Here is a 21,747-nt window from a genome sequence, read left to right on the forward strand (position 1 = left end):
ATCGCATCATCTCCGCTCATCGCTAAGACAGAGAATCACAACGGTGAGATTTTGCAACGGCTCCCGCTGGGGAGAAGGGAAAACCTCACCGCTGCGGACCTACCGCGTCCGCGTCGTCGGCACGCCATGCGGCGACAGCACCGGCACGAACACACGCCTGGAAGCGCGCACCGCCACCGGCAGCCCCTGATAAAGCCGCTTCTGCGCCTCGACGATGATGACCCCCGAAAAGGCAGGCCAGAGCGCCCGTCCGACATATTCGAATGCACCACGCAGCCGCATCATCGTCCGTAGCTTCGACGGCGGAAACAAAAGCGCTTCTGCCGAGGCGCCTGGTGTAAAATTCGTCTCGCGCAACAGATGCGTCAGCTGCCCCCGCGAATACGGCCGCCCCGAGCCGAAAGGCGTGTGCTCCAGCCGCGCCCATACGCCGCGCCGGTTCGGCACGACGATGACAAGCCGCCCGCCCGGCGCCAGCACCCGCCAGAGCTCCTTCAGCGTCTCGCGCGGGTTTTCCGCGAATTCCAGCGAGTGCACCATCAGCACCCGATCGATCGACGAATCCGGCAGCGGCAGTTCCTCGTCGAAGATCAGCGCCGTCGACGACAGCGAGCCCATCGGCCAGTTCACGGCGCCTTGGCCCGCCGGCATGAAGGCGAAGGTACGTTCGGTATCGGCCTGGAAGCGATCGAGGAACGGCACGGCATAGCCGATGCCCACCAGCCGCTCCTGCGGCAGCCGCACCCAGAGCGACGACAGCGCCATGGCGATCGACTGCTCGGCGATGCGGCCGAGGTCGGAATGATAGAACTGGCGTAGGTCGACGATATCTGCGTGCATTGCGATAAATGTTATCAGTGAGCGGTTGGACTTCAAGGCCGCAGCCTCTACATTCGGGGTCAGTCTGAGATAAAGAGGCACTTTAGATTATGAAACCTTTGGATTTAGACGTTTTTCTCTGCCGCACCGATAATTTCGGCGTGCTTGTTCATGATCCCGAGACCGGCCTCACCGCCTCCATCGACGCTCCCGATGCCGGCGCCGTCATCGCCGCCGCCAACCGTCGCGGCTGGACGATCAGCCACATCTTCACCACCCATCACCACACCGACCACGTCGAGGGCAACCTGGCGCTGAAGGAGAAGTATGGCTGCGAGATCATCGGCCCGATCAACGAGGCGGTGGCCATCCCCGGCCTCGACATGACGATGTCCGACGACGACACCTTCCTGTTCGGCGAACACCCTGTCCGCGTCATCGAGACCCCCGGCCACACCGCCGGCCATATCTGCTACCACTTCACCGACGACAAGCTGCTCTTTGCCGCCGACACGCTGTTCGCGCTCGGCTGTGGCCGGCTGTTCGAGCGCCCGCCGGCAGACATGTGGCATTCGCTGCAGAAACTCGCCGTGCTGCCCGATGAGACCGCGATCTATTTCGGCCACGAATACACGCTCTCCAACGCCCGTTTCGCTCTGACCATCGACCCGGACAACGAACGGCTGAAGGCCCGCGCCGCCGAGATCGAGGCGTTGCGCGCCGAGGGCAGGTTCACCATCCCGACGACGCTTGCGCTCGAGAAGGAAACCAACCCCTTCCTCCGCGTCGGCGACCCCGCCATCCGCCGCAACCTGTTGATGGAAACCAAGACCAACGAAGAGGTCTTCGCCGAGATCCGCAAACGCAAGGATAATTTCTGATGGCGCCGGCGCCGATGTCAGCCGACGACATCATCCGCGAACTCAATATGCAGTCGCACCCCGAGGGCGGCTTCTACATCCAGACCTTCCGCGACAGCGAAGGTGACGGGCGCGGGCACTCGACGGCGATCTACTACCTGCTGAAATCCGGCCAGCGCTCGCACTGGCACCGCGTCCACGACGCGGCCGAGGTCTGGCACTATTACGCCGGCGCACCGCTGGCGCTGCATCGCGCCGAAGATGGCGGGCGAAGCGAGACGCTGATGCTTGGCCCCGACATTCTCGGCGGCCAGCGCCCGCAGGCGATCATCCCCGCCAACTGGTGGCAATCGGCCGAAACGCTCGGCGACTATACGCTGGTGGGCTGCACGGTTTCGCCCGGCTTCGAATTCTCAAGCTTCGAGATGGCGCCACCCGGCTGGTCGCCGGAGACCTGAGAGGCTTAAAAGCCCTTACCCCTGCTGCTCGACCACCTCGGGCAGCATCACGAACAGCGATTTGAGCAGCGACACCGTGCCGGAGTGGCCAACGCTGTAATAGATCATCCGGCCTTCGCGGCGAGTATTGACCAGGCCCTCGAGACGCAGGCGGGCGAGCTGTTGCGAGACCATGGCCTGCTGCATGCCGAGAATGTCCTCGATCTCGCTGACGGTCTTCTCCTCTTCCGCGAGAATGCACAGGATGAGCAACCGCGTATGATGAGCCAGCGCTTTCAGAAGTTCACTTGCTGCCCGAGCTTTGGTCGAAAACCCCTGCAATTCGTGATCGGCCATACCCGATCGAGGTGTCGGCAAGTGCATGTTATGTCTCTGCTTGCATATATATCAAAAATGACAAGTGCTCATAACACGTACGCAACGCTGGATAATTTGGATCTCCTAAAGTGCCAAAAAAAGTCACTTAATCAGCAGATAAGCTGGCCGCCGTTAATCTCCAGCACCTGGCCGGTCACATAGCCAGAGAGCGACGGCGCCGCCATGAAGAGATAGGCCGGCGCGCAATCCTCCGCCGTCCCCAGCCGCTGCAGCGGTATGCCCTTGCGGGTCTGCTCAAGCTTCTCGGCAGACGAATAGCGCTGGTGGAAATCGGTCTCGATCGTACCCGGCGAGATGCAGTTGACGCGGATGCCATCCGGCGCGAGTTCGCGCGCAAGCGCTTTCGAATAGGTCGATACGAACGCCTTGGAGGCCGAATAGATCGCCGAGCCCGGGCTGCCGCCCGTCAGTGCCGAGATCGAAACCGTGTTGACGATCGCAGCCTCGCCCGCGGCCCTCAGCGCCGGCAGCAGCGCCCTGGTGACCTCGACGACCGATGTCTGGTTCAGCTGCACCACCTGGCCATACTGCTCGTCCGTGAGCGTACCCGCCGGAAACCGGCCGAACATCGTTCCCGCATTGTTGACGAGCGCGTGGATCGTCTTGAAATGGCCGAGCACCTTGTTCGCAAAAACCTGGCATCCCTCGCCCGACGAAAAATCGCCGGCGATCAGGATGGCGCGGCGATCTTCTTCCGCCGTCAGCAGGAAATCCGGCAAGGTCCGCTCGCCGTCGCGGCCGGTGTGAACCAGCACCCGCGCGCCGCAATCGAGAAACTGTCTCGCGACCTCGAGCCCGATCCCGCGGCCGGCACCCGTGACCACCACGTTGCGGTTTTCGAACAACTTCGGATGAAACATCAAACCCTCCCCATCAGCGGCCGAACCGATGCGGATCCGACATGGTGAGAAGATAGCCTTTGCATCCGCCTATGATCAACCGCTACCGGTCTTAGAGCCTTTCCTGGTTAGATTGAAGCATTCTGTTGGCTCAAACGGAGTCGGATGGTCGTCCGGCCGGCTTGGCCGTATGCGTTGGCTACGACACGCGCCGGCCGGACGATCAGGCGGCCCGTTTCAGCCAACCCGAAGGGCCGGGCATCTTTCCGCCAGGATCAAAGGCGATCGGCTCGACCGTACCTGGGGTACGCCCTTCGCCAATCGCCTTCGCCCTGACGAAAACCTGCTCCGGCAGAATGCTTCAAGCTAACCAGGAAAGGCTCTAAATGGCGGAGAAGAGCCTTGAGCGGGCAACAAAAAAGCGGCCTTGCGGCCGCTTCGATGACAGTCAGAGCTTAAAGGCTCAGTCCTTGTTGACGACACCCTGGAGGTGCGTCATTTCCATGATGAAGTGTTCCAGCTTGGACTTGTGCTCGTGATGCTGGGCATCCTCGAGTTCAGACTTGGCGGCGTCGATGCGACGGTCGAGTTCGTCCTTGGAGACGTCTTCGACAGGGATCGCGGATTCCGCGAGCAGCGTGCAGCCGGTCGGCAGGATGTCGGCGAAGCCGCCGAACACCACGAAGTCCTTCTTGACACCGCTGGCGGAGCGAACGCTCACGACGCCCGGCTTGATTGTCGTCATCGTCGGCGCGTGGTTCGCCATGACGGTCATCTCGCCCTCGGTTGCCGGAATGACAACTTCGGTCACCATCTCGGACAAGAGCAGGCGCTCCGGAGATACGAGTTCAAAATTGAAATTGTCAGCCATGACGTTTCACTTCTTGATTGTCTTTGAAACGAGAGACGGCGCGCGGGGACGGTCCCTGCGCGCCGTAAGTGAATGCATCAAGCGGCTGCGGAGAGCTTCTTGGCCTTTTCGATGGCTTCTTCCATCGAGCCGACCATGTAGAAGGCTGCTTCCGGCAGGTGATCGTATTCGCCGTTGACGAGGCCCTTGAAGCCCTTGATCGTGTCTTCGAGCGCGACGAGCTTGCCCGGCGAACCGGTGAAGACTTCGGCGACGAAGAACGGCTGCGACAGGAAGCGCTCGATCTTGCGGGCGCGGGCAACAGCCAGACGGTCTTCTTCCGACAGTTCGTCCATGCCAAGGATGGCGATGATGTCCTGCAGGGCCTTGTAGCGCTGCAGAGTCGTCTGAACCTTACGAGCCACTTCGTAGTGCTCTTCGCCGACAACCATCGGGTCGAGCATGCGCGAGGTGGAGTCGAGCGGGTCAACGGCCGGGTAAATACCCTTTTCGGCGATCGAGCGCGACAGAACCGTCGTTGCGTCCAAGTGGGCGAACGAGGTGGCCGGAGCCGGGTCGGTCAAGTCGTCGGCGGGGACGTAAATCGCCTGAACCGAGGTGATCGAGCCCTTCGTCGTCGTGGTGATGCGTTCCTGCATCGCGCCCATGTCGGTGGCGAGCGTCGGCTGATAGCCAACGGCCGAAGGAATACGGCCGAGCAGCGCCGACACTTCGGAACCTGCCTGCGTGAAGCGGAAGATGTTGTCGACGAAGAACAGAACGTCCTGGCCCTTGTCGCGGAAGTCTTCAGCGATCGTCAGACCGGTCAGAGCGACGCGAGCGCGTGCGCCCGGCGGTTCGTTCATCTGGCCGTAAACGAGCGCAGCCTTGGAGCCTTCGCCGCCGCCGTGCTTGTTGACGCCCGATTCGATCATTTCGTGGTAAAGGTCGTTGCCTTCGCGGGTACGTTCACCCACGCCTGCGAATACCGAGTAACCACCGTGCGCCTTGGCGACGTTGTTGATCAGTTCCATGATCAGAACGGTCTTGCCGACGCCGGCGCCGCCGAACAGGCCGATCTTGCCGCCCTTTGCGTAAGGAGCGAGCAGGTCGACGACCTTGATGCCGGTGACGAGGATCTGGCCTTCGGTCGACTGGTCGACGTAGGAAGGAGCGTCCTGGTGGATGGCGCGCTTGCCCGAAGTGACCAGCGGGCCGGCTTCGTCAACCGGTTCGCCGATGACGTTCATGATACGGCCGAGCGTTTCCGGACCGACCGGAACCGTGATCGGCTCACCCGTGTCGGAGACCGGCTGACCGCGAACCAGACCTTCGGTCGAGTCCATGGCGATCGTGCGAACTTCGTTTTCACCCAGGTGCTGAGCGACTTCGAGCACGAGGCGGTTGCCGCCGTTAGTGGTTTCGAGTGCGTTCAGGATCGCCGGCAGTTCGCCTTCGAAGGCAACGTCCACGACGGCGCCGATAACCTGCGTAACCTTGCCGGCGGAGCCTGCCGCGGCCTTCTTGGGGGTAGCTGCCTTAGCCATCTTCTTACCCTCTTTCCCTTACCTCAGAGCGCTTCCGCGCCCGAAATGATTTCAATGAGTTCCTTGGTGATCTGAGCCTGGCGCTGACGGTTGTAGGAAAGCGTCAGCTTGTTGATCATTTCACCAGCGTTACGCGTCGCATTGTCCATCGCGCTCATCTTGGCGCCCATTTCGCCGGCGACGTTCTCGAGGAGCGCGCGGAAAATCTGGACCGAGATGTTGCGTGGAATCAGATCCTCGAGGATCGATGCCGGATCTGGCTCGTATTCGTAGACCGCGCCCGCATGTGCCGCGTCCTCGGCAACAGCCTCGCCAGCCGAAGCCGGGATGAGCTGCTGTGCCGTCGGAACCTGCGAGATCACCGACTTGAACTCGGAATAGAAGAGCGTGCAGACGTCGAATTCACCGGCTTCGTACATCTCGATGATGCGCTTGCCGATGCTGTCGGCGTTTTCGAAGGCGACACGCTTGACGTCGCGGAGTTCCTTGCGCTCGACGATGAGCGGCAGGAATTCGCGGCGCAGGCTGTCGTAGCCCTTCTTGCCGACAGTGAAGATCTTTACCGTCTTGCCTTCTGCGGTCAGCTTGCGGGCATGATCGCGGGCAAAACGGGAAATCTGCGAGTTGAAACCGCCGCAGAGGCCGCGATCAGCCGTGCAGACAACGAGCAGGTGAACCTGATCCTTGCCTGTACCGGTCATGAGAGCCGGCGCACCATCCGCATCGGTGACGGCATTGGCGATGTTCGCCAAGACCGCACTCATCCGCTGCGAATAGGGCCGGGCGGCCTCGGCCGCCTCCTGCGCACGCCGAAGCTTCGCCGCGGCGACCATTTTCATCGCCTTGGTGATCTTCTGCGTCGCCTTGACGGAGGCGATCCGGTTTTTCAGATCCTTAAGTGAAGGCATCCGTGATCCGTCCTAACTGGGTCCGATTACGAGAAAGACTTCGCGAAGCTGTCGATGGCAGCGGTGAGCTTGCCCTTCGTATCGTCGCTGATGGCCTTTTCGCTACGGATCGTGTCGAGGATCGCCGAACCTTCGGAACGGAGGTACGACAGCAGGCCCTGCTCGAACTTGCCGACCTGGTTGACCGCGACCTTGTCGAGGTAACCGTTGACGCCGGCGAAGATCACCGCGACCTGTTCTTCCGTCTTCAGCGGCGAGAACTGCGGCTGCTTCAGGAGTTCGGTCAGGCGTGCGCCGCGGTTCAGCAGGCGCTGGGTCGAGGCATCGAGGTCGGAGCCGAACTGGGCGAAGGCGGCCATTTCGCGATACTGGGCGAGTTCGCCCTTGATCGAGCCGGCAACCTGCTTCATGGCCTTGATCTGAGCGGCGGAACCAACGCGCGAAACCGACAGACCGACGTTAACGGCCGGACGAATGCCCTGGTAGAACAGGTCGGTTTCGAGGAAGATCTGGCCGTCGGTGATCGAGATCACGTTGGTCGGAATGAACGCCGAAACGTCGTTACCCTGGGTTTCGATGACAGGCAGAGCCGTCAGCGAGCCAGCGCCCATTTCGTCGGAGAGCTTTGCAGCGCGCTCGAGGAGACGCGAATGCAGGTAGAAAACGTCGCCCGGGTAAGCTTCGCGGCCCGGCGGGCGGCGCAGCAGAAGCGACATCTGGCGATAGGCAACAGCCTGCTTCGAAAGGTCGTCGTAACCGATCAGGGCATGCTGGCCGTTGTCGCGGAAGTATTCGCCCATGGCGCAACCGGCGAACGGTGCCAGGTACTGCATCGGAGCAGCGTCCGAAGCGGTCGCGGCAACGACGATCGAGTACTTCATTGCGCCGCGTTCTTCGAGAACCTTGACGAACTGGGCAACGGTCGAACGCTTCTGGCCGATAGCGACATAGACGCAGTACAGCTTTTCGCTGTCCGGGCCGTTATCGTGGATGGCCTTCTGGTTCAGGATCGCGTCGAGAATGATCGCGGTCTTGCCGGTCTGGCGGTCGCCGATGACGAGCTCGCGCTGGCCACGGCCAACCGGGATGAGCGCGTCGATGGCCTTGAGGCCGGTCGACATCGGCTCATGAACCGACTTGCGCGGAATGATGCCGGGAGCCTTGACGTCGACGCGCGCACGGCGGGTCGCGTTGATCGGGCCCTTGCCGTCGATCGGGTTGCCGAGAGCGTCGACAACGCGGCCGAGCAGTTCCGGACCAACCGGAACGTCAACGATGGCGCCCGTACGCTTGACGGTGTCGCCTTCCTTGATGGCGCGGTCGGAACCGAAAATAACGACACCAACGTTGTCGGCTTCAAGGTTCAGCGCCATGCCGCGGATGCCGCCCGGGAACTCGACCATCTCGCCAGCCTGGACGTTGTCCAGACCGTATACGCGAGCGATACCGTCACCGACGGAGAGCACCTGACCGACTTCCGAGACCTGCGCCTCTTTGCCGAAGTTTTTAATCTGATCTTTGAGAATTGCGGAAATTTCCGCGGCGCGGATATCCATCAGCCAACCTCTTTCAATGCAAGCTTAAGGGTAGAGAGTTTGGTACGAAGAGACGTATCAATCTGACGGGACCCGACCTTCACGATCAGACCACCAAGAATTGACGGATCAACCGTGACGTTGACCGCCACGTCTTTGCCGGTGACGCCCTTCAGCGCCGCCTTCAATTCAGTTTCCTGCGCTGCGTCGAGCGCATGGGCCGAGGTAACCTCGGCGGTAATTTCGCCACGCTGCTTGGCAGCGATGACACGGAAGGCCTTGATCATGCCCGGGAGAGCAAACAGGCGGCGATTGCGCGCCACGACCTTCAGGAAGTTTGCAACGAACCCGCTGATGCCAGCCTTTTCGCTGATCGCGATGATCGTCTTCAGCTGATCTTCAGCCGAGAAAACCGGGCTGGAGATGAAGCGCTTCAGATCGTCGCTCTCGTCCAACATCGCCTGAAAACGGTCGAGATCGGCGGTCACGTTCGCGACTGCACCCTCCTCGAGCGCCAGTTCGAACAGCGACGAGGCATATCGCTCTGCAACACCAGATGTAAGCTGGGACGTGTCTGCCACGGGCACAAATTTCCCTGATTTCAACCCAAGAATCCGGCCTCCGGCGGGCGCCTGATTTAAATTCTTGAATTCGTTATGATTTCCCCCAGAAATCGCAAGAGAAGCCTCTTGCTTCTTCCGAAATTCGGGGTCCGTCTAACATAGGATATCGGGACTCGCAACACGCGTAACGCCGTAATCCTATTTTAGCATCGATTTCTGCCGCAAAAATGCCGAAACCGTTCACGGTCCAAAGACCGTCACTCCAAAATCGGCGTGTTTCAGGCGGAAAAGAAACCGAAGACATAGCCGAGCGGGAGCGCCGCCAAAACCACCTGCACAACCAGAAGTACATAATTCATGATGGTGCCTCCCCGGTCGGAAAGCAGCGAGATGATGCGCGCGAATGCGGCCATCGCAAACGCCGCACCAAGCGCCAGATAGGTGAAGTTCTGCGCCAGCATGATCGCCGAAAGCCCGGTGCCGAGGTAGAAGCCGCCCATCGAGCGCAGTTCGGCATAACCATCGCGGCGCCCCTCGCGCACCTGCATCCCGAAGAGCCGCATCGCATAGCCCGGCGCGAACATGATGATGAAGCCCGCAAGCGCGGTAAACGCGGCGGCACCGAAGGCAAGCTGCTCGCCCAGCTCCGTCGGAAAGTAGAATTCCATGATGTGACCCCAAATCACTGTGATTTGCAGCCCTTATGCCATGATATCGGCAGGCCGCAAACGCCCGAGATCGGCGTACTTTAAAGGAAGCTCTGCGGATCGATATCGAGCTGCACGTGGATGGAGCCGCGCTCCTTGGGCGATTGCGCCAGCATGGTGCGCAGGTAGGCCTGCATGTCGGAGTTCCGGCGACCATGCACGAGGAGCCGGAAGCGATGGCGTCCGCGCACCAGCGCCAGCGGCGCCTCGGCCGGCCCAAGCACGGAAATGCCCGTCACCTGCGGCGCTGCGTTGCGCATGCTGCGCGCATGGCCCTCCGCATCCTGCCTTGTTTCCGCCGAGACGATGATCGATGCCAGCCGGCCGAACGGCGGCAGGATCGCCCGCTCGCGCTCGGCGATCTCGCGCTCGTAGAAAGCACCCGCATCACCCGAGACGATCGCCTGCATCACGGGATGCTGCGGCTGGTAGGTCTGCAGCAGCCCGTGGCTCTTCAGACCCGTACGCCCCGCGCGACCCGTCACCTGCGACAACAGCTGGAAGGTCCGCTCGGCCGCGCGCGGATCACCGTTCGCCAGCCCGAGATCGGCATCGATGATGCCGACAAGCGTCATCAGCGGGAAGTTATGCCCCTTCGCCACCAGCTGCGTGCCGATGACGATATCCGCCTCGCCCTTGGCGATGGCGTCGAGCTCCAGCCTGAGCCGCTTCACTCCGCCCATGATGTCGGAGGAGAGCACGATGGTCCGCGCCTCGGGAAAATGCCGCTCCACCTCTTCCGCGATCCGCTCCACTCCCGGCCCGCAGGCAACAAGATGATCGAACGTGCCGCATTCCGGGCAGGCCTCGGGCGTATGCTGGTGATAGCCGCACTGATGGCATTGCAGCTGCCGCTTGAAACGATGCTCGACCAGCCAGCTGGAGCATTGCGGGCACTGGAAACGGTGGCCACAGACCCGGCAGAGCGTCAGCGGCGCATAGCCGCGCCGGTTCAGGAACAACAGCGCCTGCTGCTTCTTCTCCACCGTCTTGCCGATCGCCCTCAACAGCACCGGCGACAGGAAGCCTCCACGCTCCGGCGCATGTCGGCGCATATCGACCAGATGCAGATCGGGCAGCGCCGCGTCGCCGAAGCGGGTCGGCAGATGGATGGTCGTATAGCGCCCGCTCTGGCCGTTGACCTGGCTCTCCACCGATGGCGTGGCCGAAACCAGTACGAGCGGGAAGTCGCCGATCCGGGCGCGCACGACCGCCATGTCGCGCGCATTGTAATAGACGCGGTCTTCCTGCTTGTAAGCCGGATCATGCTCTTCATCGACGATGATCAGCCCGAGATCCTCGAATGGCAGGAACAGCGCCGAACGCGCCCCGGCCACGACCCGGACCTCCCCTGTCACCGCCTGCCGCCACACCTTCTCGCGCGTCTTCGGCGCCAGATCGGAATGCCACTCGGCGGGCTTCGCGCCGAAGCGATCCTGAAAACGCTCAAGGAAACTGGCCGTCAGCGCGATCTCCGGCAGCAGGATCAGCACCTGCTTGCCGCGCTTCAGCGTCTCGGCGATCGCCTCGAAATAGACCTCCGTCTTGCCCGAACCGGTGACGCCATCGATCAGCGACACCGCGAACTGGCCGTTGCGGACCTCCTCCAAGATCTCGTCTGCCGCCTCCTTCTGCGGACCGGCGAGCCGCGAGGGCGCGAAATCCGGATCAGGCTTGGCCACGATCGGCGGCGGCGGCAAGAAGATCGTTTCGAAAATCCCCTGCGCGATCAAGCCATCGACGACGCTGGTCGAAACGCCGGCCGCATGCGCGAGGCCGATCCGCGTCCACGACAGCCCGTCGCCGGCGGCATCGAGCACGCGAGCGCGCGCCGGCGTCATCCGCTCCGGCTCGCCGCCGACAAAGCGCAGCCCCTCGACCATCGGCTCCGGGTCGAAGGCGTTCGGCACGCGCAGCGCCATGCGCGCCACCAGCCCCGGCGGCGACAGCGTGTAGCTCGCCACCCAGTCGACGAAATCGCGCATGTCCTTGGAAAGCGGCGGGCAATCGAACACCTTGGTGATCGGCCGCAGCTTCTTCGGATCGACGCCCTCGTCGCCCCCCTCCCAGACGGCGCCCATCACCTGGCGCGGCCCGAGCGGCACCTGCACCACGGAGCCGGGCTCCACCGCCATGCCCTCGGGCACCGAGTAGGAATAGGGCCTGGGCGCCGGCATGGGTACGAGCACCGACACCGTGCGCACGGCGGGCGGCGGCTCGATCGGGCCAAAGAGGTCGGACGAATCTATGCTCATCGGGCGCGACCATGCCCGCAACGAGAAAAAAATGAAACCCGCGACATCGCGCTATCAATCGTCATCATCGTCCTCGCCGGCAATCGTGCCGGTAAGCCGCATGCCCTCGATCCAGGTGGCGCCGTTTTCGCGGATCACCTTGCGCGGCCGGACCCCGCAGCGCTCGCGTACGGCCTCCGCCAGCTGCGCGGAATGGGTGACGATCCAAACCTGGCTGCTCTTCGATGCCGTCGCGATCATATCCGCCAGCGGCTCCAGCATATCGGGATGCAGGCTCGCCTCCGGCTCGTTGAGCGCAATCAGCGGCGGCAGGCGATAGGAGAGCAGCGCCGCCGCAAGCCCGAGAAAGCGGATCTGCCCGTCCGACAATTCGCGCGGCTGGAACACCCGGTGCGGAAAGTCGGGAAAGGATAGCCCGAACGACGCCGTCTCCTCCGGCTCCGGCACCACGAGCCGCGCGCCGCCGAAAGCCGAGGCGACGACGCGGTCGAGATCGACCGTATCCTGCCTTGTATGCCTCAGCGTCGCGAACACCGCCGCCAGATTGGCGCCGTCCTCATCCAGCATCGGCCCGGTCACGGCAAGGCAGGGCTGGCGCAGCGGCGAGGCGCGATCAGTGCGGAAGCCATGAAAGAAGCGCCAGTTGGCCACCACCCGGCGAAAGGCCGCGATCTCGGGAAAATGCCCGGCGTCGCCAAGCAGCGCCATCGCCGTTTCCGACGTCAGTGCCTGATCCGGATAATCCTGCATCCGCCCGGAGCCATCGCGCACCTGGATGGAAGGCCCTCCCCGCTTCATCATGACGACCGGCCGCCCATGATCGACGATCAGCTCCTCGGCCTTCACCTGCGGCTCCAGCGGAAAGCCTGCCGCCGCCTCCGGCGGACGCAACCCGACTTCGACCCTGTAGCGAAACGTGACGGCCCGCTCCTCGTCCAGAAGCTCGACCTCGAGCCGCACCCGCGCCGGCCCTTCATTCTGCTTGCGCGTGCCCGACCACAACACCGAAAACATGCCGCCCTCGGCCGCAAGCTCGCGCACCAGCCGCCCGGTGACGGCCGCCTGCACCAGCTGCAGCGCACGATAGAGATTGGACTTTCCGACCCCGTTCTCGCCGAGAAACAGCGAGGTCTCCGACAGATCCATGCGGATCGAGCGGAGCGACCGGTAATTCTGGGCGAACATGGAGCGGAGTTGCATGCCCCGCTTTACCCCATTCGCTCAGCGAAATGAATGGGCATCGGCCATCTCGGGCAGGCTTGGCTCGACGAGAGGCTGAAACCGCGCGTCGCCATCGTGCTTCAACGCATCGACGGTGTGCGTTTCCAGCGCCCTTGTGACGTCGTTGATATCGCCATCAAGATGCTCGACCGGGATCATGTCGCCGATGATAAAATCGAAGCGGTCGCCGCGCTTGTTGAGGAGCTCGTGAAACACCGTCATGTCGCGCAGCTCCGTCGACCACTTGGCGAACCAGTAGAACAGCCCGGAATTGCGCGCCGTCATGTGAACAGGCAGGATCGGCAGATTGTACTTGCGCGCCAGCCCGACGGCGGACGTCTTCCACGGCCGCTCGTTGAGCCGGCCATTCGCCCAGTAGGCGATCCGCCCGGAAGGAAACAGCACCGTCGCCTTGCCCTCGCGAACCGCATGGTTGGTCAGCTGCAGCGTCTCGCGCGCCTTCAGCTTGCTCTTGTGCTCGTCGCGCCATTCCACCGGAATGATCATCTCGGCAAAGCGCGGATTGACGCGCACCGCATCGCGATTGGCAAACACCATCATGTCAGGCCGCCGCGTCTTCAAGAGGTCGAACACCGCGACGCCATCGGCGATGCCGGTCGGGTGGTTGCTGACGAGAATGAAGCCACCCTTGTCGGGAATCCGCTCCGCATTGGTCACGCCTATATCGAGATTGAGGAGATCACTCATATACTCGAAGCACTGGAAGCCCGGCATGTTGGCGATGTCGTTGGCGAAGGTCATCGCCTTGTTGTAGCGCAGCAGCGTATAGAGAAACGGCCGCATGACGGGCCACAGCGGGTGGCCGACGATGCGTTGTCCGCGTTCGGCGATCAGCGTGTCGACGATATGTCCGGGTCTGCCTTGGGAAACGAGCGCGATCGTTTCTGCGAATTGTCCGAATGCCGTCGTGGGTTGGCGCCGTGCCATGCAAGATCCTGCCTCGTTGGGAAACCAGTTATCGCGATTATTATGATCGAAGCATGACAGGCACTTGGCCGATGTTAGCGATTCCATAACCGTCCCTCAGGCAAAATTGGCGGTCTGGCTGGCAAATTCAAGAGGCGGAAACGTGAATGAACTCCTGATCATGGCCGATGCGCGGCTGATGGCGGAACGCGCCACGTGGCTGCAAAGCCTAGCCGGCGAACGACGTCTGTCGCAGCACACGCTCGACGCCTATGAGCGCGACACCCGCCAGTTTCTGACCTTCATGACCGGCCATCTCGCCGGGCCGACGACGCTGAACGATATCGAAGCGCTGCGGCCCGCCGATTTCCGCGCCTTCCTCGCCGCCCGCCGCCGCGATGGCACCGGTGCCCGCTCGCTCGGCCGCAATCTCGCCGGCCTGCGCTCGCTGCTGCGCTATCTGGAAAAGAAGGGGCTGGTGAACGCCGCCGGCGCCGGCGCCATCCGCTCGCCGAAGCAGCCAAAATCGCTCCCCAAGCCGCTCTCCGACACCCAGGCCGTCACCGTCGTCAGCAACGAGGCGCAGCTGCACGAGGAACCCTGGATCGCCGCCCGCGACGCCGCCGTCATGACCCTGCTCTACGGCTGCGGCCTGCGCATCTCCGAGGCGCTCGATCTCCTGCCCGGCGACATCACGCCTGGCGCCACGACGCTGCGCATAACAGGCAAGGGCAACAAGACCCGCCTTGTGCCGCTGCTGCCAGTCGTTTTCGAGGCGGTCGACAGATACCGAAAGCTCTGCCCATATCATCTTACCGCCGACCAGCCGCTGTTTCGCGGCGCCCGCGGCGGCAAGCTGCAGCAGGCGATCATCCAGCGCACCATGCGCACGATGCGAAGCGCCTTCGGCCTGCCGGAGACCGCGACCCCGCACGCGCTGCGCCACTCCTTCGCCACCCATCTCTTGGCCGGCGGCGGCGATCTCAGGACCATCCAGGAACTGCTCGGCCATGCCAGCCTGTCGACCACGCAGGTCTACACGGGTGTGGACGCCTCGCGCCTTCTCGACGTTTACGACCGCGCCCATCCTAGAGCGTAATCCTTTGTTAACCTGTTCCCTTAAAGGAATATGATGAGCCCCGCGCGTAAAGCTTGTGGCAAATCCTTTGTGACCGGAACACCATCATGACGATCTCCCTCGGCCACCGCAGCCTTTCCAACGCCTTGCCGGCTCGCTTCGGCAACATCGTGCTCTGGCTGATCGCTGCCGTCCATGTGCTGGCCGCCGCACTCCTGATCGCCACCCTCGTCTCCATCTCGCCGGCATCAGCCGCGGACGACGCAAGCTGCACCGGCCGCAACATTCTCGACGACCTGAAGGTCAGCAACCCCTCGCGCTACGAGCAGGCGGTCAAGGAAGCCGACGCCGTGCCGAACGGCAAGGGCATCTTCTGGAAGATCGAAAAGCCGGGCATCAAGCCGTCCTGGCTCTTGGGCAGCATGCACGTCACTGATCCGCGCGTCCTCGACCTGCCGCCGCGCACCAAGGCCGCCCACGATGCAGCCGATACCATCGTGATCGAATCCGACGAGATTCTCGACGAGAAGAAAGCCTCAGCGGCCCTGTTGATGAAGCCGGACCTGATGATGTTCACCGATGGCACGACCATCGACAAGCTGCTCTCGCCCGAGGATTACACCCGCCTCGAGGCCGGCCTGAAGACGCGCGGCATTCCGCTCGCAGCCGTCTCGCGCATGCGCCCATGGATGATCTCGAGCGTCGTGGCGCTGCCCGCCTGCGAAATGGCCCGCAAGGCCAAGGGCGTCCAGTTCCTCGACCAGAAGATCGCCACCGACGCGGCCGCCCAAGGCAAGCAGGTCAAGGGCCTCGAGACGCTCGCCGAACAACTGCAGGCCATGGCCGAACTCCCCACCGAATTCCACATGAAGTCGCTGATCGAAACGCTGGAACTCGGCTCGAAGATGAACGACGTGGTCGAGACCATGACCGATCTCTACCTCTCCGGCGATATCGGCATGACCATGCCGATGCTGAAGACGGTAACGCCCGAGGGCGCCGACGACAGCAGCGACTACGCCGCCTTCGAACAGCGCATCATCCTCGACCGCAACAAGATCATGGCCGAACGCGCCGCCCCGATCCTGGCTAACGGCAACGTCTTCATGGCCGTCGGCGCGCTGCATCTTCCCGGCGAAAGTGGCGTGATCGAGCTCTTGCGCAAGCAGGGCTTTACGGTGACGGCGGTGAATTGAGGGCGCCGAGGCGCCTGCCCATGTGGGCGATCATCGCCTTTACGATGACATTGTGAAACGGCGTGATCACTGCGATATAGATTCGTCCGATCAGGATCTTGCGATGGACCAAAGTCGTGGCCTTCACCCGTTTCATCTCGCCACTGGCGGAATCCTCGACGTCTATCACGATGCGAAAGTCGAGATGCTTGTCATCGAAACCGACGACCACCTGCCGCTCCGTCTTTGAGAGCACCGGAAATATCCCGATCTTTTCTATTGCTTCCGGCAGATCGTGCGCATCTGTCCGCAACCCGAAAAGCGGACCGACGATCAGGTTGCGCAACCGCATCAGCCCGCTGATCCAGAACGGCGCGTAGCCCAGCATCAGCCGGGCAGCCTCGATCGCATCGAATGACGCAGCCGGCACTGAGAGCTGATAGCAGTCCGCCCAATCGGCCGAGGGCAGCGCCGGATGCGGCAAGCGTGGCAGGATCTTCGAAGGTTTGGCTGGCATCAACGACATTGATCACGCGTCTCCGGCAATATCTTCCGGCAACACATAGCATATCCCGCGACACTGAACCGCCCTCTGCATCGCCCTGCGGCAATACGCGCCTATCCGCGCCTATCGACGCAAGCGGCGAATAGAGCAACGGCATAAGACCGCTGACTTCCTACCGTGTAGCCCCCTCATCCGACCCTTCGGGCCACCTTCTCCCCGTTGGGCAGAAGGGAAAATGGAGCGAGCGGCCCGCCACTGGTCTCTTCTCCCCTGCGGGGAGAAGGTGCCGGCAGGCGGATGAGGGGGCTACAAACTCGGCGCTTGCCGCTAAAGCCCCACCCACCAATCACATATGGATCGGCTTGAAGAACGCCGCCAGCGCCGCTTCCTTGACCGCTTCCGACATGGTCGGGTGCGCATGGCAGGTGCGGCCGAGGTCTTCGGCGGAGCCGCCGAATTCCATCAACACGGCGATCTCGTGGATCATTTCGCCGGCGCCGAAGCCGACGATGTGGCCGCCGAGGACGCGGTCCGTGGTCTTGTCCGACAGGATCTTCACGAAGCCATCCGTCGCCAGCATCGCGCGCGCGCGGCCGTTTGCCGTGAACGGGAACTTGCCGACCTTGTAGGCGACGCCAGCGGCCTTCAGCTCTTCCTCGGTCTTGCCGACGGAGGCGACTTCGGGCTGCGTGTAGACGACGCTCGGGATGACGTCGTAGTTCACATGGCCATGCTGGCCGGCGAGGATTTCGGCGAGTGCCACGCCTTCGTCTTCAGCCTTGTGCGCCAGCATCGGGCCCTTCACCACGTCGCCGATCGCGTAGATGCCGGCAACATTGGTGCGGAAGTGACCGTCGATCTCGACGCGGCCGCGATTGTCGAGCGCAACGCCCGCTTCTTCGAGACCGAGGCCCGCCGTGTAGGGAATGCGGCCGGTGGAGATCAGCACCACATCGGCTTCGACCGTCTGCGCGGCACCGCCGGCGACCGGCTCGAAGGTCACCTTCGCGCCCTTGCCACCCTTTTCGACGCCCGTCACCTTGGAGCTCAGGTTGATGTCGACGCCCTGCTTGGCGAGCATGCGCTGGAACTGCTTGGAGACGTCGCCATCCATCGCGCCGAGGATCTTGTCGAGATATTCGATGACGGTGACCTTGGCGCCGAGGCGCGACCACACAGAGCCGAGCTCGAGGCCGATGACACCGCCGCCGACGACGATCATCGTCTCAGGCACCTTGTCGAGCGCGATCGCGCCGGTGGAGGAAACGATCACCTTCTCGTCGATGTCGACCTTCACACCAGGGATGCCGGCAACGTCGGAGCCGGTGGCGATGACGATGTTCTTGCCTTCGATTTCCTGGACTTTGCCATCCTCAGCCGTAACCGAGACCTTACCGGCAGAGACGATCTTGCCGGTGCCGATGAAGCTGTCGATCTTGTTCTTCTTGAACAGGAAAGCGACGCCGTCGACGTTCGACTTCACGGTGGCTTCCTTGTGGGCCATCATCTTGTCGAGGTTCAGCTTCGGTGCTGCGACCTCGATGCCGAGCGCGTCCATGCCGTGGCCGGCCTGATGGAACATTTCCGACGCGTGCAGCAGCGCCTTGGAGGGAATGCAGCCGACATTGAGGCAGGTGCCGCCGAAGGTGGCGCGCTTTTCGACGACAGCGACCTTGAGGCCGAGCTGGGCAGCCTTGATGGCAGCGACATAGCCGCCGGGGCCGGTTCCGATAACGATCACATCATAGGACATTGTTGCTTTTCCTTTTCGTTATTTGCTTAGTCCGCCGCGCGGGCGAGCGCGAGACGGAAGCCGAAGCCGACCAGAGCGGCGCCGGTAATGCGGTTGAACCATTTGCCGCTGGCGATGAAACGATCGCGCACGGCCTTGACGGTGAAGAAGGTGGAGACGGCGGCAAACCAGGCGACCAGCGCGGTCGCCATGCCGATGCCGTAGCTGAACTGGATGAGGCCGGGCGTGTCGTGATGAACGAGCGTCGAAAACAGCGACAGGAAGAACAGCACCGGCTTCGGGTTCAGGGCGTTGGTGATGAAGCCCATGCCGAGGCAGCGCAGCGCCGAGATCGGCTTGCGATCCTCTTCGCTTACATTGATGTCGGCCACGTTGAAGCCCGGTGCACGAAACGACTTGATGCCGAGATAGACGAGATAGGCCACACCCGCCCACTTGATCATCGCAAACAGCATCAGCGACTGCGACACGATCAGCCCGAGGCCGAGGATCGTGTAGCTGATGTGGAAGAGCAGCGAGAAGCCCATGCCGATGCCGGTCATGATCGCGGCGCGGCGGCCATGCACGATGCTCTGGCGCAGGATCACCGCGAAGTCGGCGCCCGGCACGACGATGAAGATCGAGAAGACGGCCATCAGGCCGAGAAATTCGAGAACATACTGCATGCTCATACCGCCCTTGAAATGATGAACCCGATCATCGGCCGCCGCTTACATTGAGGATCGCGCCGGTGACATAGGATGCGTCCCTGGATAGCAGATAAAGCACCGCGTCGGCGATCTCTTCCGCCGTGCCGGCGCGCTGCATCGGAATGCTCGGCGCCATGTCGCGCGCCCGATCCGGCAGGCCGCCAGACGCGTGGATTTCGGTGTCGATGACGCCTGGCCGCACCGCGTTGACGCGCACGCCCTCGGTCGCCACTTCGCGGGCAAGGCCGATGGTGAAAGTGTCGATCGCGGCCTTGGAGGCGGCGTAGTCGACATATTGCGAGGGCGAGCCGATGATCGCAGCCATCGACGAGATATTGACGATCGCCCCGCCCTTGCCGCCATGTTTGGTCGACATGCGGCGCACGGCCTCGGCCGCGCAGAGAATGGAGCCAGTAATGTTGATGCGCATCATCCGCTCGATGCGCGCGACCGACATCTCGTCAATACGGGCGGGCGCATCGACGATGCCGGCATTGTTGGCAAGCCCGTCCAGCCGGCCGAAGTGGCGGTCGATCGCTTCGAACATCTGCGTGATATCGGATGCCTCGCCGACATCGCCCTTGATCGCGATGGCATCACCGCCGCCGGCCTTGATCTTCGCCACGACCTCATCGGCCGCAGCCTTGTTGGCGGCATAGTTCACGGCGACGCGCCAGCCCTTGGCGGCGGCCAGCAGGCTGATCGCAGCGCCGATGCCGCGGCTGCCGCCGGTCACGAGAAGAACGGGTTGGTCACTCATGACGCACATTCCTTGAAGTCGAGCACATCCCAGGGCGCCACCGATGCCTTGCCCTTGCCCCAGATCGACGAGGCGCGAATGGCCGGGCCGATGCCGGGGAATAGGATCTTGTCGGCCGCCTGCCCGGCTTCCGGCTGCAGGTTGTCGAGCGTGCCCTTGGCGTCGATGCCGTAGACCATGCCCTGCCAGATCGTGCAGGCTTCGAGATCGGCCCCCGTCGCGTCCCCGTCAGGGCATTTGAACATCACCATCGCGAGCGACCGCGCCGGATCTTCCGACGGCATGACATAGCCGTCGAGCACAAGCGGCGTCTTCAAAACCTTGACCGTGAAGCGGTTACTGGCAGCGGCCGCGGCTGATGCGATCGGCGTGAAACGCAGCTCGTAGGCGCCGTCGCGATCGGTGTAGACCGCATTGGCCTGCTTGCACTCCGCCGCCATCAGCGGCTGGCCGCAAAGGGTGGCGGCAAGCAGGAGCGCAACCGCACACGCCACGGGGCGGCCGGAAGCGGACGTGGTATTCGGCGAGTGGAAGGCGGGTTTCAGCGACATCAGGTGTTCCGGTGCTGAGGCGAAAAGGGCCGCTCGCGCGGCCCTGTCGGTCTCTTAGAGATCGAGAACGAGGCGTTCCGGATCTTCCAGGCTTTCCTTGACGCGCACGAGGAAGGTAACGGCTTCCTTGCCGTCGACGATGCGGTGGTCGTAGGAGAGCGCGAGATACATCATCGGACGGATGACGATCTGGCCGCCGACGACGACGGGACGGTCCTGGATCTTGTGCATGCCGAGAATGCCCGACTGCGGCGCGTTCAGGATCGGCGAGGACATCAGCGAACCGTAGACGCCACCATTGGTGATGGTGAAGGTGCCGCCCTGCATGTCTGCCATCGACAGCGAACCGTCGCGCGCCGACTTGGCAAGACGGCCGAGGTCCTTTTCGATCTCGGCGATCGACATCTGGTCGGCATCGCGGATGATCGGAACGACCAGGCCCTTGTCGGTGCCGACGGCCATGCCGACGTGGCAGTAGTTCTTGTAGATGATGTCGGTGCCGTCGATTTCGGCGTTGACAGCAGGCAGTTCCTTGAGCGCGTGCGTGACGGCCTTGGTGAAGAAGCCCATGAAGCCAAGCTTCACCCCGTGCTTCTTTTCGAACACGTCCTTGTACTTGGCGCGCAGTGCCATCACGGCGCTCATGTCCACCTCGTTGTAGGTGGTGAGCATGGCGGCGGTGTTCTGGGCGTCCTTGAGGCGCTTGGCGATCGTCTGGCGCAGGCGCGTCATCTTCACGCGCTCTTCGCGGCCGGCATCCTCGACCGTCGACGGGCCGCGTGCGGCAGCAGGGGCTGCCGGAGCAGCAGCGGCAGGAGCCGCAATGCCCTTGGCGACAGCGGCGATCACGTCGCCCTTCAGAACCTGGCCACGCTTGCCGGAACCATCGACCTGATCGGCCGAAAGGTTGTTTTCAGCGAGCATCTTCGAAGCGGCCGGTGCCGGCGGCATCGAGGAAGCGGCAGCCGATGCGGAAGCGGCAGCTGCGACCGGTGCGGCAGCGGCAGGAGCCGGCTCGGCGGCCTTGGCGGGGGCGGCAGCTGCAGCTGGAGCAGCAGCGGCGGCACCAGCGCTGGCGGCGATCTGGCCGAGCAGCGCGTCGAGACCGACGGTTTCGCCGGCCTGTGCAACGATTTCGGAAAGTACGCCGGCAGCCGGTGCCGGAACTTCGATGGTCACCTTGTCGGTTTCAAGCTCCACCAGCGGCTCGTCGGCCTTGATGACATCGCCGACCTTCTTGAACCAGGTACCGACGGTTGCCTCGCTGACGGATTCACCGAGAGTTGGAACGCGGATTTCTGTGGCCATTGTTCAAATCCTGAATTTTGATCTTTGTGATGTTTGACGGCATTCCGGCGCGATCGGCCGG

Annotated in this window: 22 protein-coding genes; 4 read left to right on the forward strand and 18 right to left on the reverse strand. The window is 62.9% G+C overall.

What is annotated here, in order from left to right; all coding sequences use genetic code 11:
• Positions 1-99: 99 nt before the first annotated feature.
• Positions 100-876, reverse strand: a complete 777-nt coding sequence (locus ACCD05_RS28730; protein ID WP_026283544.1) for a class I SAM-dependent methyltransferase — start codon at positions 874-876, stop codon at positions 100-102.
• A 53-nt stretch (positions 877-929) separates the two neighbouring features.
• Between ACCD05_RS28730 and gloB the strand changes: the two genes are divergently transcribed.
• Both gloB and ACCD05_RS28740 read left to right on the forward strand, forming a co-directional pair.
• The gene (gene gloB / locus ACCD05_RS28735; RefSeq protein ID WP_413396933.1) at positions 930-1,700 is read left to right on the forward strand and encodes a hydroxyacylglutathione hydrolase; all 771 of its coding nucleotides are present in this window, start codon (positions 930-932) and stop codon (positions 1,698-1,700) included.
• Between the two features lie 14 nt (positions 1,701-1,714).
• Positions 1,715-2,137, forward strand: a complete 423-nt coding sequence (locus tag ACCD05_RS28740; protein ID WP_413396962.1) for a cupin domain-containing protein — start codon at positions 1,715-1,717, stop codon at positions 2,135-2,137.
• Positions 2,138-2,152: 15 nt separating this feature from the next.
• Here ACCD05_RS28740 and ACCD05_RS28745 read toward each other — a convergent pair whose 3' ends face one another.
• The 11 genes from ACCD05_RS28745 to ACCD05_RS28795 form a co-directional block, all read right to left on the reverse strand.
• Entirely contained in the window at positions 2,153-2,500 is a 348-nt protein-coding gene (locus ACCD05_RS28745) for an ArsR/SmtB family transcription factor (protein WP_111565142.1), read from the reverse strand.
• Between the two features lie 104 nt (positions 2,501-2,604).
• The gene (locus tag ACCD05_RS28750; protein ID WP_413396935.1) at positions 2,605-3,375 is read right to left on the reverse strand and encodes an SDR family NAD(P)-dependent oxidoreductase; all 771 of its coding nucleotides are present in this window, start codon (positions 3,373-3,375) and stop codon (positions 2,605-2,607) included.
• A 442-nt stretch (positions 3,376-3,817) separates the two neighbouring features.
• Complete coding sequence (locus ACCD05_RS28755; RefSeq protein ID WP_018901478.1) at positions 3,818-4,225, reverse strand: F0F1 ATP synthase subunit epsilon; 408 nt, start codon at positions 4,223-4,225, stop codon at positions 3,818-3,820.
• Positions 4,226-4,302: 77 nt separating this feature from the next.
• On the reverse strand, positions 4,303-5,751 hold the full coding sequence (atpD, locus tag ACCD05_RS28760) for a F0F1 ATP synthase subunit beta (protein WP_018901477.1): 1,449 nt from the start codon (positions 5,749-5,751) through the stop codon (positions 4,303-4,305).
• Positions 5,752-5,774: 23 nt separating this feature from the next.
• A complete protein-coding gene (locus tag ACCD05_RS28765) occupies positions 5,775-6,659 on the reverse strand; it encodes a F0F1 ATP synthase subunit gamma (protein WP_018901476.1) in 885 nt (294 codons plus the stop codon).
• Between the two features lie 26 nt (positions 6,660-6,685).
• Entirely contained in the window at positions 6,686-8,215 is a 1,530-nt protein-coding gene (gene atpA, locus ACCD05_RS28770) for a F0F1 ATP synthase subunit alpha (protein WP_018901475.1), read from the reverse strand.
• The gene (locus tag ACCD05_RS28775; RefSeq protein WP_026283540.1) at positions 8,215-8,781 is read right to left on the reverse strand and encodes a F0F1 ATP synthase subunit delta; all 567 of its coding nucleotides are present in this window, start codon (positions 8,779-8,781) and stop codon (positions 8,215-8,217) included. Before ACCD05_RS28775 ends, atpA begins: the two co-directional genes overlap by 1 nt.
• A 254-nt stretch (positions 8,782-9,035) precedes the next feature.
• Positions 9,036-9,425: a DUF4345 family protein gene (locus ACCD05_RS28780; RefSeq protein ID WP_018901473.1), complete on the reverse strand. Its 390-nt coding sequence runs from the start codon at positions 9,423-9,425 to the stop codon at positions 9,036-9,038.
• 80 nt (positions 9,426-9,505) lie between these two features.
• A complete protein-coding gene (locus ACCD05_RS28785; protein ID WP_113011871.1) occupies positions 9,506-11,719 on the reverse strand; it encodes a primosomal protein N' in 2,214 nt (737 codons plus the stop codon).
• Between the two features lie 54 nt (positions 11,720-11,773).
• A complete protein-coding gene (locus tag ACCD05_RS28790) occupies positions 11,774-12,919 on the reverse strand; it encodes an AAA family ATPase (RefSeq protein ID WP_413396939.1) in 1,146 nt (381 codons plus the stop codon).
• A 21-nt stretch (positions 12,920-12,940) separates the two neighbouring features.
• Positions 12,941-13,888, reverse strand: coding sequence for a GNAT family N-acetyltransferase (locus ACCD05_RS28795; RefSeq protein ID WP_413396941.1), 948 nt, complete (start codon positions 13,886-13,888; stop codon positions 12,941-12,943).
• Positions 13,889-14,030: 142 nt separating this feature from the next.
• Between ACCD05_RS28795 and ACCD05_RS28800 the strand changes: the two genes are divergently transcribed.
• A complete protein-coding gene (locus ACCD05_RS28800) occupies positions 14,031-14,966 on the forward strand; it encodes a tyrosine recombinase XerC (RefSeq protein ID WP_413396943.1) in 936 nt (311 codons plus the stop codon).
• Between the two features lie 86 nt (positions 14,967-15,052).
• Positions 15,053-16,141: a TraB/GumN family protein gene (locus ACCD05_RS28805; RefSeq protein WP_413396945.1), complete on the forward strand. Its 1,089-nt coding sequence runs from the start codon at positions 15,053-15,055 to the stop codon at positions 16,139-16,141.
• On the opposite strand, the gene ACCD05_RS28810 is transcribed toward ACCD05_RS28805, so the two are convergent.
• The 6 genes from ACCD05_RS28810 to odhB form a co-directional block, all read right to left on the reverse strand.
• Positions 16,119-16,646, reverse strand: a complete 528-nt coding sequence (locus ACCD05_RS28810) for a DUF2867 domain-containing protein (protein WP_413396947.1) — start codon at positions 16,644-16,646, stop codon at positions 16,119-16,121. The genes ACCD05_RS28805 and ACCD05_RS28810 overlap by 23 nt on opposite strands.
• 325 nt (positions 16,647-16,971) lie before the next feature.
• Positions 16,972-18,378, reverse strand: coding sequence for a dihydrolipoyl dehydrogenase (gene lpdA, locus ACCD05_RS28815; RefSeq protein ID WP_413396949.1), 1,407 nt, complete (start codon positions 18,376-18,378; stop codon positions 16,972-16,974).
• Between the two features lie 26 nt (positions 18,379-18,404).
• Positions 18,405-19,043, reverse strand: a complete 639-nt coding sequence (locus tag ACCD05_RS28820) for a LysE family translocator (protein ID WP_026283705.1) — start codon at positions 19,041-19,043, stop codon at positions 18,405-18,407.
• Between the two features lie 31 nt (positions 19,044-19,074).
• The gene (locus ACCD05_RS28825; protein WP_047508717.1) at positions 19,075-19,827 is read right to left on the reverse strand and encodes an SDR family oxidoreductase; all 753 of its coding nucleotides are present in this window, start codon (positions 19,825-19,827) and stop codon (positions 19,075-19,077) included.
• The gene (locus ACCD05_RS28830) at positions 19,824-20,267 is read right to left on the reverse strand and encodes a hypothetical protein (RefSeq protein WP_413396964.1); all 444 of its coding nucleotides are present in this window, start codon (positions 20,265-20,267) and stop codon (positions 19,824-19,826) included. The genes ACCD05_RS28825 and ACCD05_RS28830 overlap by 4 nt, the downstream gene beginning before the upstream one ends.
• Positions 20,268-20,432: 165 nt before the next feature.
• Positions 20,433-21,686 carry a 2-oxoglutarate dehydrogenase complex dihydrolipoyllysine-residue succinyltransferase gene (gene odhB / locus ACCD05_RS28835; RefSeq protein WP_111562562.1) on the reverse strand — a complete coding sequence of 418 codons (1,254 nt, stop codon included), beginning with the start codon at positions 21,684-21,686 and terminating at the stop codon, positions 20,433-20,435.
• Positions 21,687-21,747: the final 61 nt, after the last annotated feature.

The organism is Rhizobium sp. Rhizsp42, assembly GCF_047304155.1.
GTDB lineage: Bacteria > Pseudomonadota > Alphaproteobacteria > Rhizobiales > Rhizobiaceae > Rhizobium.

Coding starts and splice junctions, on each gene's coding strand:
- gloB (WP_413396933.1), top strand. CDS start 930: ATGAAACCTTTGGATTTAGACGTTTTTCTCTGCCGCACCGATAATTTC.
- ACCD05_RS28740 (WP_413396962.1), top strand. CDS start 1,715: ATGTCAGCCGACGACATCATCCGCGAACTCAATATGCAGTCGCACCCC.
- ACCD05_RS28745 (WP_111565142.1), bottom strand. CDS start 2,500: ATGCACTTGCCGACACCTCGATCGGGTATGGCCGATCACGAATTGCAG.
- ACCD05_RS28750 (WP_413396935.1), bottom strand. CDS start 3,375: ATGTTTCATCCGAAGTTGTTCGAAAACCGCAACGTGGTGGTCACGGGT.
- ACCD05_RS28755 (WP_018901478.1), bottom strand. CDS start 4,225: ATGGCTGACAATTTCAATTTTGAACTCGTATCTCCGGAGCGCCTGCTC.
- atpD (WP_018901477.1), bottom strand. CDS start 5,751: ATGGCTAAGGCAGCTACCCCCAAGAAGGCCGCGGCAGGCTCCGCCGGC.
- ACCD05_RS28765 (WP_018901476.1), bottom strand. CDS start 6,659: ATGCCTTCACTTAAGGATCTGAAAAACCGGATCGCCTCCGTCAAGGCG.
- atpA (WP_018901475.1), bottom strand. CDS start 8,215: ATGGATATCCGCGCCGCGGAAATTTCCGCAATTCTCAAAGATCAGATT.
- ACCD05_RS28780 (WP_018901473.1), bottom strand. CDS start 9,425: ATGGAATTCTACTTTCCGACGGAGCTGGGCGAGCAGCTTGCCTTCGGT.
- ACCD05_RS28785 (WP_113011871.1), bottom strand. CDS start 11,719: ATGAGCATAGATTCGTCCGACCTCTTTGGCCCGATCGAGCCGCCGCCC.
- ACCD05_RS28790 (WP_413396939.1), bottom strand. CDS start 12,919: ATGCAACTCCGCTCCATGTTCGCCCAGAATTACCGGTCGCTCCGCTCG.
- ACCD05_RS28795 (WP_413396941.1), bottom strand. CDS start 13,888: ATGGCACGGCGCCAACCCACGACGGCATTCGGACAATTCGCAGAAACG.
- ACCD05_RS28805 (WP_413396945.1), top strand. CDS start 15,053: ATGACGATCTCCCTCGGCCACCGCAGCCTTTCCAACGCCTTGCCGGCT.
- ACCD05_RS28810 (WP_413396947.1), bottom strand. CDS start 16,646: ATGTCGTTGATGCCAGCCAAACCTTCGAAGATCCTGCCACGCTTGCCG.
- lpdA (WP_413396949.1), bottom strand. CDS start 18,378: ATGTCCTATGATGTGATCGTTATCGGAACCGGCCCCGGCGGCTATGTC.
- ACCD05_RS28820 (WP_026283705.1), bottom strand. CDS start 19,043: ATGCAGTATGTTCTCGAATTTCTCGGCCTGATGGCCGTCTTCTCGATC.
- ACCD05_RS28825 (WP_047508717.1), bottom strand. CDS start 19,827: ATGAGTGACCAACCCGTTCTTCTCGTGACCGGCGGCAGCCGCGGCATC.
- ACCD05_RS28830 (WP_413396964.1), bottom strand. CDS start 20,267: ATGGCGGCGGAGTGCAAGCAGGCCAATGCGGTCTACACCGATCGCGAC.
- odhB (WP_111562562.1), bottom strand. CDS start 21,686: ATGGCCACAGAAATCCGCGTTCCAACTCTCGGTGAATCCGTCAGCGAG.